This is a genomic window from Nocardia sp. NPDC050712, from assembly GCF_040654295.1.
In the GTDB taxonomy this organism is placed as follows: domain Bacteria; phylum Actinomycetota; class Actinomycetes; order Mycobacteriales; family Mycobacteriaceae; genus Nocardia.
The window spans coordinates 439,423-454,062 of the sequence record NZ_JBFAHT010000004.1 but is presented as its reverse complement, the minus strand read 5'-3'; the positions used below and the strand labels follow the sequence as shown (position 1 = coordinate 454,062).

The following is a 14,640-nucleotide window of genomic DNA, read 5'->3' as shown; positions in this document are numbered from 1 at the left end:
TCCGTGCCGATCGGTGAGCAGGGGGGCTGCGCGGACGAGGCGGCGCGGCTGGCCGAGCTGGCGGCAATGCGATTGCTCGATCAGCCGGGGGACGCGGAACGGTATCTGCGGCAGGCACTTTCGTGCGGGGCGGGGGCGCTGCCGGCCGAGCATCTGGCGCGGCTGAGTTCGCAGTTGGTGATGGTGATGTCGGCGCAGCAGGGGCGCGAGCTCGAGCTCGCCGAGGCCGCGCAGGCGGCGGCGGCGCGCTGGGCGGGGATTTCCGATCCGGACACGGTGCACCTGACCTTCGTCGCCGCCCGCGCCCTGCACCGGGCCGGACGGCACGGCGAGGCGGCCGCGGCGTTCGCGGGACCGCTCAGCGCGGGGGAGGCGCCGTACCCGCCCGCGGAGATGGCCCTGGTGCACGGACAGTACGGCCGCTCGCTGAAGCTGCTGGGACGGCACCTGGAGGCGGCGCGGCAGTTTCTGGCGGGTGCCCGCCTGGCCCGCCAAGACACCGCGCGGCTGGAGCTACAGGCCGAGCTGACCTGGTCGGCCGCCTCGGCCCTGGATTCCGGCGGCGCCGACGACCAGGCCCGCGACATCTACCGGCAAGCCGCGCAGCTGTGGCGCGAACTCGGTCAGATGAGCAAAAGAGCGCGGTGCGTCCGATCCGCCGCCTGGCTGGAGTTCTGGAGTGACCCCACCGCCCCCGGCGGACCGGCAGCGATGCGCGAGCTGCTGACCGAACTCGAACACCTCGAACGCACCGCGCCCTCGGCGGTGGTCCGCATCGAACTGAGCAATACCCGCCGGCAGCTGGCGGACATGGCCGAGCAGTAGCCCGCGACCGCCCGCGCGGGCGACGCGGCCCCTCGCGCGGGCGCTAAAGTCGTCATTCATGCAGAAAACACGGCGGCGCAAACTAGGGGTGATGGGCGGCACGTTCGACCCCGTCCACCACGGCCACCTGGTAGCCGCCAGCGAGGTCCAGGACCGTTTCGACCTGGACGAAGTCATCTTCGTGCCGACCGGGCAGCCCTGGCAGAAGGCCGATCGCCAAGTCAGCGCGGCCGAGGATCGCTACCTGATGACGGTCATCGCGACCGCCTCGAATCCGCGCTTCTCGGTCAGTCGCGCCGACATCGATCGCGGCAAGGTGACCTACACCGTGGACACCCTGCGCGAGATGCGCGCACAGCACCCGGACGCCGAGCTGTACTTCATCACCGGTGCGGACGCACTGTCCAACATCCTCACATGGCAGGATTGGGCCGAACTGTTCGAACTGGCCAAGTTCGTCGGGGTGAGCAGGCCGGGGTACGAGCTGAACACCGATCATCTGACCGAGCATCTGCGGGACCTCCCGGCGGACGCGGTGACCATGATCGAAATTCCCGCCCTGTCGATCTCGTCCAGCGAATGCCGTCGCCGCGCCTCCGAAGGCCGGCCGGTCTGGTACCTGGTCCCGGACGGCGTAGTGCAATACATATCGAAGCGGAGCCTGTATGAGCCCGCGGAACGGAAGGTAGCCAAGTGACGGCATCGGTCGAAGCGGTTGAGATGGCGCAGGTCGCCGCGCGCGCGGCAGACGAGAAGCTGGCATCCGACGTGGTGGTGCTCGACGTCTCCGAGCAGCTGGTGATCACCGACTGCTTCGTCATCGCCTCCGCGCCGAACGAGCGCCAGGTCAACGCGATCGTCGACAACATCGAGGACAAGCTGCGCGAGGCCGGGCACAAGCCGGTCCGCCGCGAAGGCACCCGCGAGGGTCGCTGGGCGCTGCTGGACTACGTCGACGTGGTCGTGCACGTCCAGCACAACGACGAGCGCAATTACTATGCGCTGGAGCGTCTGTGGAAGGACTGCCCGGTCGTACCGGTCGACGGCCTCGGCGATCCCCGGGCCAATGGTGCGGAAGAGGCGGACGCGGACGAGTGAGTGAGCGCAGCGAGCGAACCATGCGCCAGCGGGCACGGCACATGCCGGAGACGAGCGCCGGCGAGGCGCGGGCATGAGCCGAGCATGGAGACAGGCCGGTGTGCGCACACTGATTCTGTTGCGGCACGGGCAGACCGAGTGGAACGCCGCGGACCGGATGCAGGGGCAGATCGACACCGATCTCACCGAACTCGGCCGCAGGCAGGCCAAAGAGGCGGCCCGAGAGCTGGTGTCGCGTAACGCGATCGCCGTCGTCGCCTCCGATCTGCGCCGGGCCCACGACACTGCGCTCGCGCTGTCCGAGCACAACGGTGTGCCGGTGGAGCTGGATCCGCGCCTGCGCGAGACCCACCTCGGCGACTGGGAGGGTCTGACCCACCTGGAAGTCGACGCCGACTACCCCGGCGCGCGCGTGGCCTGGCGGCTGGACGCCGCCTACCGGCCGCCGAACGGCGAAAGCAAACTCGAGGTGGGTGCGCGGGCGCTGCCCGTGGTGCGGGAATTGTTCTCCGAGCGACAGGATTGGCCCGGCCGGACTATCATCCTGGTTGCGCACGGCGGGCTGATCGCCGCCCTTACGGCCGCGCTGCTCGACTTGCCGCCACAGAACTGGCCCGCCCTCGGCGGGCTGGCCAATACCAGCTGGGTGCAACTGAGCAGCCACGGTCCAGGCATCGACCAGCCCGGCTGGCGCCTCGATGTGTGGAACGCAGCGGCGAAGGTAGCTCCCGATGTCCTCTGAAGAGCCGATCAAATCGGTACCGGACGAGTTGTTCAAGAAGGTCACAGCCAAGGCCGAGCGACAACTCCCTGACGCCCTGTTCGGCCCCGCCCCCGGGGCGAAGCCGAAGAAGAAGGTAGACCCCGAGGAACCGATCAAGTCGGTGCCCGACGAGCTGTTCAAGCGGGTGACGGCCAAGGCGGACCGGCAGCTGCCGGACGCGCTGTTCGGCCCGGCGCCCACGCCGAAGGTGGTCGAGCCCGCGGCCGAAGAGTCCGCGCCGGAAACGGCCGGCGAGCAGACCGATGCGGTCGACGTGGCGTCGGAGGAGTCGACTGTCGCGGCCGTGGCCGCCGAGCCTGCGGAAGAAGCTGCGAGCGCTGATGATTCGGGTGCTGAGGCAGTGGCGGCGGCGGAAGCCGTTGTCGCCGCGGCCGAGCTCTCGGATCCCGCGGAATCCGATCCGGGTTCGGCGGCGGATAGTGAGTCGGTGGCTTCGGGTGATGCCGAGCCGGTGATTCCGGCCGATCCCGAGTCGCTTGCGGCGGTGGATGTTGAGCCGGGTACTTCGGCTGGTACCGAATCGGTGACTCCGGCTGGTACTGAGTCGGCGGCTCCGGCCGGTACCGGATCGGTGGCTTCGGCCAGTGCTGGATCGGTGGCTTCGGCCAGTGCTGGATCGGTGGCTTCGGTCGGTACAGAGCCGGTTGCCTCGGCTGGTACCGAACCGGCGACTCCTGCTGCTGCAGGGGCGGTGGATGTCGAGCCGGCGACGCCGGTGGAATCCGAGCCGGTGACTCCGCCTGACACCAACCCGGTCGCTTCGGTGCAAACCGACTCTGCGCCTACAGCGGACACCACAGCGCTGTCCCCGGTGGCCGTCGACGCGGCGACCGATACGGCCTCGGTGGAAGCCACGGCCGCAACCGATCTGGTGGCTCCGGTCGAAACCGAGCCCGCTCCGGCAACGACCGAACTGGTCGTCCCCGCCGCCGAAACCCAGCCCGCCACCGCGGCATCCGCCGTCGTAGCGCCCGCGGCCGACACCGCGGTAGTGGAGAAGCCCGCCAAGCGGCCCGTGCTGCTGGTGGTCGCCGACTCCCTGTCCTACTTCGGCCCCAAGGGCGGCCTGCCCGCCGACGATCCCCGGATCTGGCCGAACCTGGTTGCCGCCGAACTCGATTGGGATGTCGAGTTGGTCGGCCGGATCGGCTGGACCTGCCGCGACGCCTACTGGGCGCTGATCGGTGATCCCCGCATCTGGGCCGCGGTGCCCAACGCCGGCGCGGTGGTCTTCGCCGTCGGCGGGATGGACAGCCTGCCGTCGCCGCTGCCGACCGCGCTGCGCGAACAGATCCGCTACATCCGCCCGCCCGGTCTGCGCCGGGTCGTGCGGTCCACCTACAACTGGCTGCAACCCAAGCTGTCGAAAGTCGGCCGCCGCCTGGCCTTGCCGCCGCGCGTCAGCGTCGACTACCTGGAGCAGTCGCGAGAAGCCCTGGCGCAGTTGCGGCCTGAACTGCCGTTCGTCGGTGTGCTGCCCTCGGTGCACAATTGCGCCGCCTACGGGCGCGTGCACCGCGGACGTCCGCGGTTGGTCAAGGCGCTGCAAGCGTGGTCCGCGCGCACCTCGGTGCCGCTGGTCGACCTCGGTGAGGCCGTGCGGGAGAACATCTTCTCCGACGACGCGAACCCGGACGGCATCCACTGGGGCTGGGCCGGGCATACCGCGGTGGCGAACGCGATGGTGAAGACCTTGCAGGAGGTTCGGTAGTCCGTGGCCGTCGTGGTCGTCACCGATTCGTCCGCAAGCCTGCCTGCCGCACTCGTCGCCGAGCTGGACATCGATGTCATCCCGCTCCATGTCCTGGTCGGTGACCGGGCGGTGCGCGAGGGCGTCGATCCCATCGACATCGATTACAGCGCCGACACGGTGACCACCTCGGCGCCCGCGCCGGGTGAGATGTGCGAGGTCTACGAGGCGGCGCTCGCCCGCAGTGGCGGCGACGGCGTTGTCGCCGTGCACATTTCGCGCCAGCTGTCGGGCACCTGGGAGGCCGGCCGGCAGGCCGTGCGTGATATGGACGCGGCCGATCGGATCCGCCTCGTCGATTCGCTCGGCGCGGGATTGGCGACCGGGCTGCCCGCGCTCGCGGCCGCGCGCCGGGCCCGCTCCGGCGCGGAGCTGGACATCGTCTTCGATACCGCCGAGGCCACCTCGGGCCGGGCGCGCACATTCATCCTGGTCAACCGCACCGAGCAGCTGCGGCGCGGCGGCCGACTGAGCAGTGCCGCAGCGTTTTTCGGCAGCGAGCTGGTCACCAAACCGCTGCTGCAGATCGTGGGCGGCAAGCTCGAACTGCGCGAAAAAGTGCGCACCCGCTCCAAGGCCTACGCGAAACTCGTTGCGGCCGTGGTGGACGCCGCAGGCGACGACGGCGCGGCGATCGGGGTGCAGCATCTCGGCGCACCGGACGGCGCGGAAACCCTTGCCGCGCAACTGCGCGAGACCGTGCCCGGAATCCGGGAGCTCATCATCACCGAGTTCGGTCCCGCACTCGGTGTTCATCTCGGGGCCGGCGCGGTCGGTGTGCTCGTGGTCCCCGGCGGGTGCGGCTGACATTCGCTGTTGCCCGCCGCAGTCAAGCCGCCCGCATCGCCGCCACACGCTGACCCCGCGGCTGCGTGGCCCCGGTCGCGGACTTGCGATTTCTGCTGAAGCGGCGACTCGGCGGGTGGGGCTGGCGCTGGAACCGGGCGGCGGCCTTTAGGATTCGCGGGTGACCGGATACGACGACTACGACCACCTCGACACGTCGACGCTGCCCCCGCGCCAGCATCAGATCCTCGCCACCATCCGGGATTGGGTGCAGCGACATGGCTACGCGCCGAACACCCGGGAGATCGGCGACGCGGTGGGCCTCCGGTCGGCCTCCTCGGTGTCCAAGCACCTGAAAAGCCTGGAGGACCGCGGTTTTCTGCGCCGCAGCGCGACCATGTCCCGCCCGATCGACGTCCGCATGTTCCTCCAGGCGGACCCCGCGCGCACCGAATCCGGCGACTCCGTCACGGTTCCCGTCCTCGGCGACATCGCCGCCGGCACCCCGATTCTCGCCGAGGAACACGCCGACGACACCCTCACCCTGCCGCGCGACCTCGTCGGCCGCGGCGCCGTCTTCGGCCTGCGTGTGCGCGGCGACTCCATGATCGACGCCGCCATCTGCGACGGCGACCTCGTGGTGATCCGCCAGCAGCACGAAGCGCACTCCGGTGAAATCGTCGCCGCCATGATCGACGGCGAAGCCACCGTCAAGGTCTACCGCCGTCGCAACGGCCACGTCTACCTGGAACCCCGGAACCCGGCCTACGACGTCATCGACGGCGACAAGGCCGAAGTCCTCGGAAAAGTCGTTTCCGTCATGCGGCGCGTCTAACAACACACCGTCTGACCTGCTCGTTGCGTCACCCGAATCACACTGCGCCGCCTGAAAACCGGCGCACTTATCCACAATTTTCCGGTTATCCCCAGCCTCGCCAAAACCCCAGCTCACCGCCGCTCCGCCGAGCATCCACCTCCGTACCGTCGCGCCCATGCCCCGACATGACGAACGCGAACGCATCCGGCGCCGACTCGGAGCCCTAACCGCCCGAGTAGACGCCAGCCGCACCGCCGGCCTCCCCACCATCTCGGACCCCCGCAACCGTTCCTGGACCCCACGAACCGCCGCCGCCTCGTGCGGCAAGCGGTATGTCCGCTCAACGGAAGCGGTGGGCACGGGCCGCTCGGCCGAGTCGGTGGCTACCAGTCGCTCGACCGGACCCGAAAGGTTCGGCGCGGTAGCGCCTCGCAATTCGTCACGGAAACCCCGCGGCGAGCGGCACCGCCACCCCACTGCCCGAGCGGACGACAAGCCTGTCGATGGTCCCGTACTCGAGCAGGTTCGATCAGCTGGGGCGTCCATCGACGATCGGCAATCGGACCTGCGCGCAAGCAATCCGCCGCGCTCGGATCCGAACGACCCCGGCGCACCGAGCGACGATTCGGGCCGCTCGAACGCTGGGCAGTGCTGCGATCTGAACGAATCCCACACCGGGCCGGGCCGTGAGCTGACGGGTCCGGTCGCCGGTGGCTACCGCCGAGATTCGAGCGACTCCGATGCGGGGTCGGGCGAAGACCTGGACGAGTTGGAAATTCGGCAGTGCGGCGATCTGAACGAACCCAGCGCGGGGCAGCGCCGTGAGCTGACGGGTCCGGTCGCCGGTGGCTACCGCCGAGATTCGACCGACTCCGATGCAGGGTCGGGTGAAGACCTGGGCGAGTTGGATACTCGGCAGTGCGGCGATCTGAACGAACTCGGCGCGGGGCAGCGCCGTGGTGGGAAGGGCTCGGTTGGTGGTGGGCACCGCCGGGCGTTGAACGGCTCCGCCGCGGGAAGGCGTGGCGATCGCGATGATTCGGACGCCGGACAGCGTGGTGCCAGGAACGGCTCGAATGCCCGGCGGGGCGGTGGGCCCGGCAACTCCGGCATACGAGAATGCCGGGATCTGGATGATCGGGCGGAGGAGCTGGGGCTCTGGGATCTCGACGAGATGCCTGCCGAGGACCTCGAGCCTGGCGAGGTCGTCGCACCTGGCTGGCTGCGTCAGGCGCAGCCGCAGTCGAGTCCCTGGGATCGGCTGATACCGAGCCGGTTTCGTGGTGCCCGCGTGGATCCGGGACGCCGTGGCGTCCTGACGTTCGCGGCGGTCGGAATCCTCGCCCTCGCCATCGCGACCGTGGTGATCCTGCGGGAACGTCCGGTCGCACAACCGGTTCCGCCCCTGCCCGCCCTCCGTACGGCAACTATCGCCGCGCCCTCGGCTGCCGCCGGATCACCGGTCGAAGACCGGCCGAACACCCCAGCCCCAACCGCCGCGAACGAACTGGTTGTCAGCGTCGTCGGCCTCGTTCACCGCCCCGGCCTCGTCCGCCTCCCTAACGGTTCCCGAGTAGCGGACGCCCTCGCCGCGGCCGGCGGCTCGACTCCCGATGCCGACCTCGCCGGCCTCAACCTGGCCCAGCGCCTCCTCGACAGCGACCAGGTCATGGTCGGCCCCGCCCGCAATGCAACCCCCGGCACTCCCCAACTCGGCAGCGGCACAATCAATTCAGCCGACCGCAACCCGACAACGCCCGCGGTCGCAGCAGGCGCCCCAACCCCCGCAACCCGTATCAACCTCAATACCGCCACAGAACCCGAGCTCGACGCGCTTCCGGGCGTCGGCCCGGTGACCGCCCGCGCCATCGTCACTTGGCGCTCAACCAACGGTTCCTTCACCGACATCGCCCAACTGGCCGAAGTGGACGGCATCGGCCCCGCCCGCCTGGCCCGCCTCCGCGACCTGGTGCGGATATGACCCGATCACTGGCGACGTTGGGAATTCTCCGCTGGCGGCTGATCCGCGCGCTGATGACCGGGATCGCCCTGTGGTGCACGGTCCTGCTGTTCGCGGCGGATGCGGCCTCTGCGGTCCTCCGAACCAACGTGACTTCCGCTGCCGCGGTGGAACCCGTTCCTGTGCCGGTTTGCAGCGCCACCGCTGCCGTGCGGACGGCAGACGACTTGGACCCGATGGGGCACGAAGACCATTCGCAGAGAGGGGAATTCACCTACGGCGTCACCAGACCTCGCGGGCCTGCGGAACGACCGGCCGCGCAGTGCCGACTGCGGATGGTGACCGGATGACCGTTCGGGATGCGGCAGTCGAGCCAGCGCCGGAAGCAGTACCGACGGCAGTGCTGGATGCGCGATTGTTGCCCGCGGCACTGTGCTGTTGGGGCGTGACGATCATCGCGCTGACGGCGGGGTGGGTGACCGGGTTGGTGGTGGCCGGTGGGCTGGTGGTGGTCGCGGGCGGCTTGTGGGGATTGCTGCTGTGGGCGGTGGCGCATCGGCGGGAGCGTTGGCGTGCGGTGGCTGTGGTGGCACTGGCCGCGGTGGTTTTGGGGGCGGGGTTCGCGGCGGCTGCCGCCTGGCGGGAACAGCGGGTGCAGGCGCACCCGCTGCGGGCGATGTCGGGGGTGTCGGTACGAGTGGTTTTCACTCCGAGTGATGACCCGAAGCCTCTGCGTGCGAGTGCGTTCGGCGGTGAGCAGCGGTGGCTCGTGCGGGGACATCTGGAGGAGTTTCAGCGCGCGCGGACCGTGGTCCGAGCCGGCGGATCGGTGGTGGTGCTGGCACCGGGGCCTGAGTGGGGTCGGGTGCTACCAGGACAGGCGGTGCAGGTACGGGCACGGGTGGAGGCACCACAGCAGCGCGATCTGACGGTGGCGTCGCTGCGCGCGCTGGGGACGCCGGAGGTGGTGGGGTCGTTGCCGTGGTGGCAGCGGGCGGCGGCCTCGGTGCGGAAGAATTTCGCGGACGCCGCGGGCCGGGTGCTGGGTGGGGATGCGGCGGGGCTGTTGCCCGCGCTGGTGCTCGGTGACACGTCGCGCCTGCCGGATCCGGTGCGCGAGGATTTCGAAATCGCAGGCCTGCAACACCTCTGTGTGGTGAGTGGCGCCAACTTCACGATCTTGTTGTCGGTGGTGCTGTTCGTGGTGCGGATGCTGACGCTGGGTCCCAGGTTGGCAGCGCTGGTCGCGGTGGGCGCGCTGGCGATGTTCGTGGTCGTCGCGCGACCGGACCCGAGCGTGCTGCGGGCCGCCGCGATGGGCGCGATCACGTTGCTGGCCTTGGTGACCGGACGGCGTAAACAGGCGCTACCCGCCCTCTGTGCGGCGGTCATCGGGCTACTGGCGGTGTGGCCGGAACTGGCGGTCAGTGCCGGTTTCGCGTTGTCGGTGGTGGCGACCGCCGGCTTGATTCTGCTGGCACCCAGCTGGGCCGACTGGCTGCGGGCCCGCGGCTGGTGGCGGCTGCCCGCCGAAGTCGTCGCGGTGTCGGCGGGCGCGTTCGTCGTCACGGTGCCGATCATGGTGGCGCTGACCGGCCGGATCAGTGTGCTCGCGGTCCTGGCGAATGTGCTTGTCGCCCCGGTGATCGCGCCGCTCACCGTGCTCGGAGCGTGCGGGGCGGCACTGGCATGTATCTGGTCGCCACCCGCGGAACTGGTCCTGCGCTGCACCGCACCACTGCTGTGGTGGCTGCTCTCGGTGGCTGAACGCACGGCGGGCTTGCCCGGCGCGACGGTTTCGGTGCCGGGTGGCGCGGTAGGCGGTGTGGCCGCGACGGCTCTGGTCGCAATCGCGGTGTGGGCGTTGCGTTCTTCCTCGGTGCGCAAGCTCGCGGCCGCGGTGCTGCTCGCCGTGGCCGCGGCGCTCATCCCGATTCGTATCTGGCACCCAGGCTGGCCACCGGGTGACTGGGTGCTCGCCGCGTGCGATGTCGGGCAGGGCGACGGCTTGGCGCTCGCCCTGGGCAATCGCAGCGCGGTAGTGATCGACGTCGGCCCCGACCCGCGCTCGATACGCAGCTGCCTGGACCGCCTGCGCATCAACCGCATCGAACTACTCGTCCTGACGCACCCGCACGCCGACCACATCGGCGGCCTGGCCGGCGCACTGCACGGCCGCTCGGTTGCCGCCCTCGCAGTCGGCCCTTACGAACTGTCCGGATCGTCGCGCACTGCGCCGGAATCTGTTTGTGGCAGTGGGAAATCAGTGCGGCCGGATGACGGAGCGGGCGGCGGTATCGAACCGAGGACGGCAGGCAACGTACAGATCCAACGTCCTGGAGATGCCGCAGTTGGGTGCGCCCACAGAAAACTCGAGACCTCCGCGCAATCCTCGACCCGGCCGAATCCACCACGAGCAGAGCCGAACCCGCACCGTCGCGGTCCTGCGAACTCCCCGGCGGCGATCGCCGAACTGGCACAACAAGCGGAGATCCCGGTGCTCGAATTGTCGGCGGGCCAAGTACTCCATTTCGGCACAACCCAATTGGAAGTGCTCGCCCCGCCCCCGGCTACGCACTCACCCGACCTGGACCCCGACATCGCCAACGACCGCTCGATCGTCCTCGCGGCCACCACCGCCGCCGGACGCGTCCTCCTCACCGGCGACATCGAAGCCGCTGCCCAACACCGCCTCGTCGCCTCCGGCACCAATTTGCGCGCCGACATCCTCAAGGTCCCGCACCACGGTTCCCGCACCACCACAAGGGAGTTCCTCGCAGCCACGCGCCCTCGCCTGGCCCTGATCAGCGCCGGCACCGACAACACCTTCGGCCACCCGCACCCCGCCATCCTCACCGAACTCGCCGCCCTCGGAACCACCATCGCCCGCACCGACCAGCACGGCGACATCCTCGTCGGCGCGGCCCCGGACCTCCACACAGTCACCACCCGCCGCCCGAAATCCAGCGGCTAGACCACCCGAACCGCCCTATGATCGTGAGAGGAGTTCGCTATCAATGAGGAGCGTGCCCATGGCAAGGATGCAGAGAACCAAATTCTTTGCCCCCGTTGGGCTCCTGAAGGAGGCCAGGAAAGAGCTGGGCTACGCCACCCAGCAGGAGATGCTGCTGGCGCTGGTTCGGCAGGATCTGGAGCACACGCGCAGGAACCCGCCGGACCCGCCGCCGGACCAGCCCGGGCCGTGGGGCGATCCGCTCCCGATCCAGTATCCGGACTGGTTCTACTTGCCCGGCGAATGGAAGGAGACGACAGTCCGGGCGCCGGAAGGCTTCCTCGAGGATGCCGGCCGCGAACTCGGCTACTCGGACACCGAGGAGATGCTCCTGGACCTGGTCCGCTTCGCTCTGTTGCAAGACCGGCAGTGGAAGTCGGTGCAGCGGATCCTGGCCGTGCCATCGGACCTGGCGCGCCTGGCAGATCCCGAATTCCGGGCACAGGCCCGGCGCTGATCCGATCCGGTTCCCGGCGCACCGGCAAGCGCTACCTGCTGGACTGCAGCGCGTGGTCGCGGATGAAGTCCGGCGAGCTGGACGAGTCGCATCTTCGCACGCACTACTTCAACGCACGATCGACGCTGGTGACGACCACCGTGCAGCTGCTCGAGCTGTTGTTCACGGCACGAAACCCGAAGCAGTGGAGCGCCTATGCCGCTGAGCTGCGCCGGCATCCATTGCTCGAGCCCACGCCGACGACGCACGCGATGGCGCTGGAAATCCAGCGCCGGCTCTGGCACTCGGGCTTGCTACGGGCGGTCGGCGTCGTCGATTGCGCGATCGCCGCGATGGCGCTGCGCTACGACGTCACCGTGGTGCATTACGACGCGGACTTCGAGTACATCCAGCTGGTGGTCCCCGAGTTCGCGCACGAGTGGGTGGCCGAGCGCGGAACCCTGTGAGGCCGGAGCGGGTGTCGGTGGGGGACCGTAGGATCTCCGTCGTGAGCCAGCCCAGCGCGCAATCCCAAACACCCCACTCCGAGCGGCGGTGCGGCGGTGAGTGAGCGCCCGGCCTCCGTCCAATTGGTGCTCGGCGACGAGGAACTGCTGATCGAGCGGGCCATCGCCGAGATCGCTAGCCAGGTCCGGGCATGTTCGCCGGATCCCGAGGCGGTGACGGTGGATCGGCTGCGGGCCGGCGATGCGAGCACCCCGGAGTTGGCCGAGCTGCTGAGTCCCTCGCTGTTCGCCGAGGACCGGCTGATCGTCCTGGAGTCCGCCGCGGAGGCGGGCAAGGACGCGGTCGCGGTGATTACCGAGGCCGCCAGCGATCCGCCCGAGGGCGTGGTGCTGGTGGTGCTGCATTCCGGTGGCGGCCGGGCCAAGGCGCTCGCCCCCGCGCTGCAGAAGGCGGGTGCGGTCGTGCACAACTGCGCCAAGCTGAACAAGGGCGCTGAGCGGGTGGAGTTCGTGCGGGCGGAGTTCCGCACGGCCGGTGTCCGGGTGTCCGGCGAGGTCGTGCAGGCGATGATCGAGTCGGTCGGCTCGGAGCTGCGGGAACTGGCGGCGGCGTGCTCGCAACTGGTGGCCGATACCGGCGGCAAGGTCGACGTCGCGGCGGTGCGCCGCTACTACTCCGGCAAGGCCGAGGTGTCCGGCTTCGATGTGGCCGAACTGGCGGTCACGGGGGACCGGCCGGCCGCGATGGAGGCCCTGCGCTGGGCCAACGACCGCGGTGTCCCGCACGTGCTGCTGGCCGACGCGCTGGCCGACTCCGTGCACACCATCGCCCGGGTCGGTTCGGCCGGGCGGGGCGATCCGTTCAAGCTGGCGCAGTCGCTGGGCATGCCGCCGTGGAAGGTGAAGAAGGCGCAGGCGCAGGCCCGCAACTGGACACCGGCCACCATCGGTTCGGCCCTGCAGATCGTGGCCACCTTGAACGCGGACGTCAAGGGTGGCGCCGCGGATTCCAGCTACGCACTCGAGCACGCGCTCACTCGAATTCTCGATCTTTACGCAGCGGGCTGACCTGCGCGAACGACCTCGCGAGACCACCATCACGTGGGCAAATGTCCAGCTATCGGGCAATGTGGATGGTGGCTATGGACGAATACGCGAGACCACAATCCGAATTCGACGACTCCGAGCGTGCCGGCAAACGGCACGCTCGGAGTCTGTCCGGCCGCCGCAACAGCCGCGCCGGGGGCGCCCACCGCGGCCCGCAACGGCGCCGCCGCGGCCGCGGCGTGATCAAGGCGCTGGCGGGCGTGCTGTCCGCGCTGGTGCTCGCGGGCACCGCGGTCGCCTGGGCCACCGAGAGCAGCTTCGACAACGGCTTCGGCCGCTCCGACGCCATCGGGGACGGGCCGCGCTCACTGGGCGGCGATCTCAACATCCTGCTGATCGGCTTGGACAGCCGCAAGGATCTGAACGGCAACGACCTCCCCAAGCCGGTGCTGGACAAACTGCACGCCGGTGACGGCCAGGAGGGCGGCTATAACGCCAACACCCTGATCCTGGTGCACATCCCGGCCGACATGAAGAAGATCACCGCGGTGTCGATTCCCCGCGACGACTACGTCAAGGTGTCCGGCATCCCGGGCTACCCCAACGTCAAGATCAAGGAAGCCTACGGCCTGAAAAAGGCGGCGGTGCAGGACCAATTGGTCGCGCAGGGCATGACCGACCCGAAGGCTCTCGAGTTCGCGGGCCGCGAGGCCGGACGCGCCTCGGTCGTCAGCGCCGTGCGTGATCTGACCGGCGTCCCGATCGACCGCTTCGCCGAAGTGAGCCTGGCCGGGTTCTACGACCTGGCGCAGGCGCTCAACGGTGTCGAGGTCTGCCTGCGGCACCCGGTGCGGGATCTCGAATACTCCGGCGCCGACTTCGCGGCGGGCCGGCAGCGCCTGAACGCCGAGCAGTCGCTGGCCTTCGTCCGCCAGCGCCACGGCCTGGAGAACGGCGATCTCGACCGCACCCACCGCCAGCAGGCCTTCCTGACCTCGGTCGCACTGGACCTGCGCAAGTCCGGCACCTTCACCGATGTCGGCAAGCTGTCGGCCCTGATGGATGTCGCGCACCGCGACGTGGTGCTCTCCCAGGGCTGGAACGTCACCGATTTCCTGCGGACCCTGGGCAGTGCCGGCAGCCCGGCCATCGAATTCCGCACGCTCCCGGTGCTGCGCTACGACCAGGTGGACGGTCAGGACGTGAACATCGTCGACCCGGCGGCCATCCGCCGCGAGGTCGCGACGGCGTTCAGCAGTAAGCAAGCCGAGCCGCAGTCCGCCCCGACCAGCACGGTCGACGTGGCCAACTCCGGTGCGGCCGACGGTGCGGGCGCGATCCTCGCCGACGCCCTGAGTGCCCGCGGCTACCCGAAGGGTGAGGTCGGCAACGGCACCACCGCGACCGCGACATCCATGATCTATTACGCCCCCGGCGCCGCCTCCGACGCCAAGCGGCTGGCGGAGGTCCTGGGCCTGCCGACCGCCGAGTCGGCTTCGGTCGCCGCGGGCCATCTGAAGGTCGTCCTGGGCGGCGACTACACCGCTCCGACCGAGCTGACCGCTCTGGAAACTCAGGCACCCAGCAGTGCGGCCCCCGATGCCGGCAAACCGGTAGAAACCACGGCCGACTCGATCCCCTGCGTGAACTAGCCGGC

At 69.7% G+C, this 14,640-nt stretch carries 14 protein-coding genes; all 14 read left to right on the top strand.

The annotated features are described in order from the left end of the window. The first annotated feature begins 3 nt into the window (after window positions 1–3). Entirely contained in the window at window positions 4–825 is an 822-nt protein-coding gene (locus tag AB0H76_RS30370; RefSeq protein WP_357330449.1) for a hypothetical protein, read from the top strand. Between the two features lie 58 nt (window positions 826–883). After that, window positions 884–1,522 carry a nicotinate-nucleotide adenylyltransferase gene (nadD, locus tag AB0H76_RS30365; RefSeq protein ID WP_357330448.1) on the top strand — a complete coding sequence of 213 codons (639 nt, stop codon included), beginning with the start codon at window positions 884–886 and terminating at the stop codon, window positions 1,520–1,522. Continuing rightward, window positions 1,519–1,923: a ribosome silencing factor gene (rsfS, locus tag AB0H76_RS30360; protein ID WP_357330447.1), complete on the top strand. Its 405-nt coding sequence runs from the start codon at window positions 1,519–1,521 to the stop codon at window positions 1,921–1,923. The genes nadD and rsfS overlap by 4 nt, the downstream gene beginning before the upstream one ends. Before the next feature lie 73 nt (window positions 1,924–1,996). Further along, a complete protein-coding gene (locus tag AB0H76_RS30355) occupies window positions 1,997–2,665 on the top strand; it encodes a histidine phosphatase family protein (protein ID WP_357330446.1) in 669 nt (222 codons plus the stop codon). Window positions 2,666–3,698: 1,033 nt separating this feature from the next. Continuing rightward, on the top strand, window positions 3,699–4,418 hold the full coding sequence (octT, locus tag AB0H76_RS30350; RefSeq protein ID WP_357330924.1) for a diglucosylglycerate octanoyltransferase: 720 nt from the start codon (window positions 3,699–3,701) through the stop codon (window positions 4,416–4,418). A 3-nt stretch (window positions 4,419–4,421) separates the two neighbouring features. Then, window positions 4,422–5,264, top strand: a complete 843-nt coding sequence (locus tag AB0H76_RS30345) for a DegV family protein (RefSeq protein ID WP_357330445.1) — start codon at window positions 4,422–4,424, stop codon at window positions 5,262–5,264. A 160-nt stretch (window positions 5,265–5,424) separates the two neighbouring features. Continuing rightward, window positions 5,425–6,078: a transcriptional repressor LexA gene (gene lexA, locus AB0H76_RS30340; RefSeq protein ID WP_357330444.1), complete on the top strand. Its 654-nt coding sequence runs from the start codon at window positions 5,425–5,427 to the stop codon at window positions 6,076–6,078. Between the two features lie 334 nt (window positions 6,079–6,412). After that, window positions 6,413–8,041 (top strand): helix-hairpin-helix domain-containing protein, encoded by a 1,629-nt coding sequence (locus AB0H76_RS30335; RefSeq protein ID WP_357330443.1) that lies wholly within the window; start codon window positions 6,413–6,415, stop codon window positions 8,039–8,041. Beyond that, window positions 8,038–8,370, top strand: a complete 333-nt coding sequence (locus tag AB0H76_RS30330) for a hypothetical protein (RefSeq protein WP_357330442.1) — start codon at window positions 8,038–8,040, stop codon at window positions 8,368–8,370. Before AB0H76_RS30335 ends, AB0H76_RS30330 begins: the two co-directional genes overlap by 4 nt. A gap of 95 nt (window positions 8,371–8,465) precedes the next feature. Continuing rightward, a complete protein-coding gene (locus AB0H76_RS30325) occupies window positions 8,466–10,994 on the top strand; it encodes a ComEC/Rec2 family competence protein (protein WP_357330441.1) in 2,529 nt (842 codons plus the stop codon). Between the two features lie 58 nt (window positions 10,995–11,052). Continuing rightward, a complete protein-coding gene (locus tag AB0H76_RS30320; RefSeq protein WP_357330440.1) occupies window positions 11,053–11,490 on the top strand; it encodes a hypothetical protein in 438 nt (145 codons plus the stop codon). Next, window positions 11,403–11,936, top strand: a complete 534-nt coding sequence (locus AB0H76_RS30315; RefSeq protein ID WP_357330439.1) for a PIN domain-containing protein — start codon at window positions 11,403–11,405, stop codon at window positions 11,934–11,936. Before AB0H76_RS30320 ends, AB0H76_RS30315 begins: the two co-directional genes overlap by 88 nt. Window positions 11,937–12,032: 96 nt before the next feature. Then, the gene (gene holA / locus AB0H76_RS30310) at window positions 12,033–13,004 is read left to right on the top strand and encodes a DNA polymerase III subunit delta (protein ID WP_357330438.1); all 972 of its coding nucleotides are present in this window, start codon (window positions 12,033–12,035) and stop codon (window positions 13,002–13,004) included. Between the two features lie 74 nt (window positions 13,005–13,078). Beyond that, entirely contained in the window at window positions 13,079–14,635 is a 1,557-nt protein-coding gene (locus tag AB0H76_RS30305; RefSeq protein ID WP_357330437.1) for an LCP family protein, read from the top strand. Window positions 14,636–14,640: the final 5 nt, after the last annotated feature.

Excerpts from the sequence above, each read along its gene's own strand:
- AB0H76_RS30355 (WP_357330446.1), top strand. The coding sequence starts at position 1,997 with ATGAGCCGAGCATGGAGACAGGCCGGTGTGCGCACACTGATTCTGTTG.
- AB0H76_RS30320 (WP_357330440.1), top strand. The coding sequence starts at position 11,053 with ATGGCAAGGATGCAGAGAACCAAATTCTTTGCCCCCGTTGGGCTCCTG.
- AB0H76_RS30330 (WP_357330442.1), top strand. The coding sequence starts at position 8,038 with ATGACCCGATCACTGGCGACGTTGGGAATTCTCCGCTGGCGGCTGATC.
- AB0H76_RS30305 (WP_357330437.1), top strand. The coding sequence starts at position 13,079 with ATGGACGAATACGCGAGACCACAATCCGAATTCGACGACTCCGAGCGT.
- nadD (WP_357330448.1), top strand. The coding sequence starts at position 884 with ATGCAGAAAACACGGCGGCGCAAACTAGGGGTGATGGGCGGCACGTTC.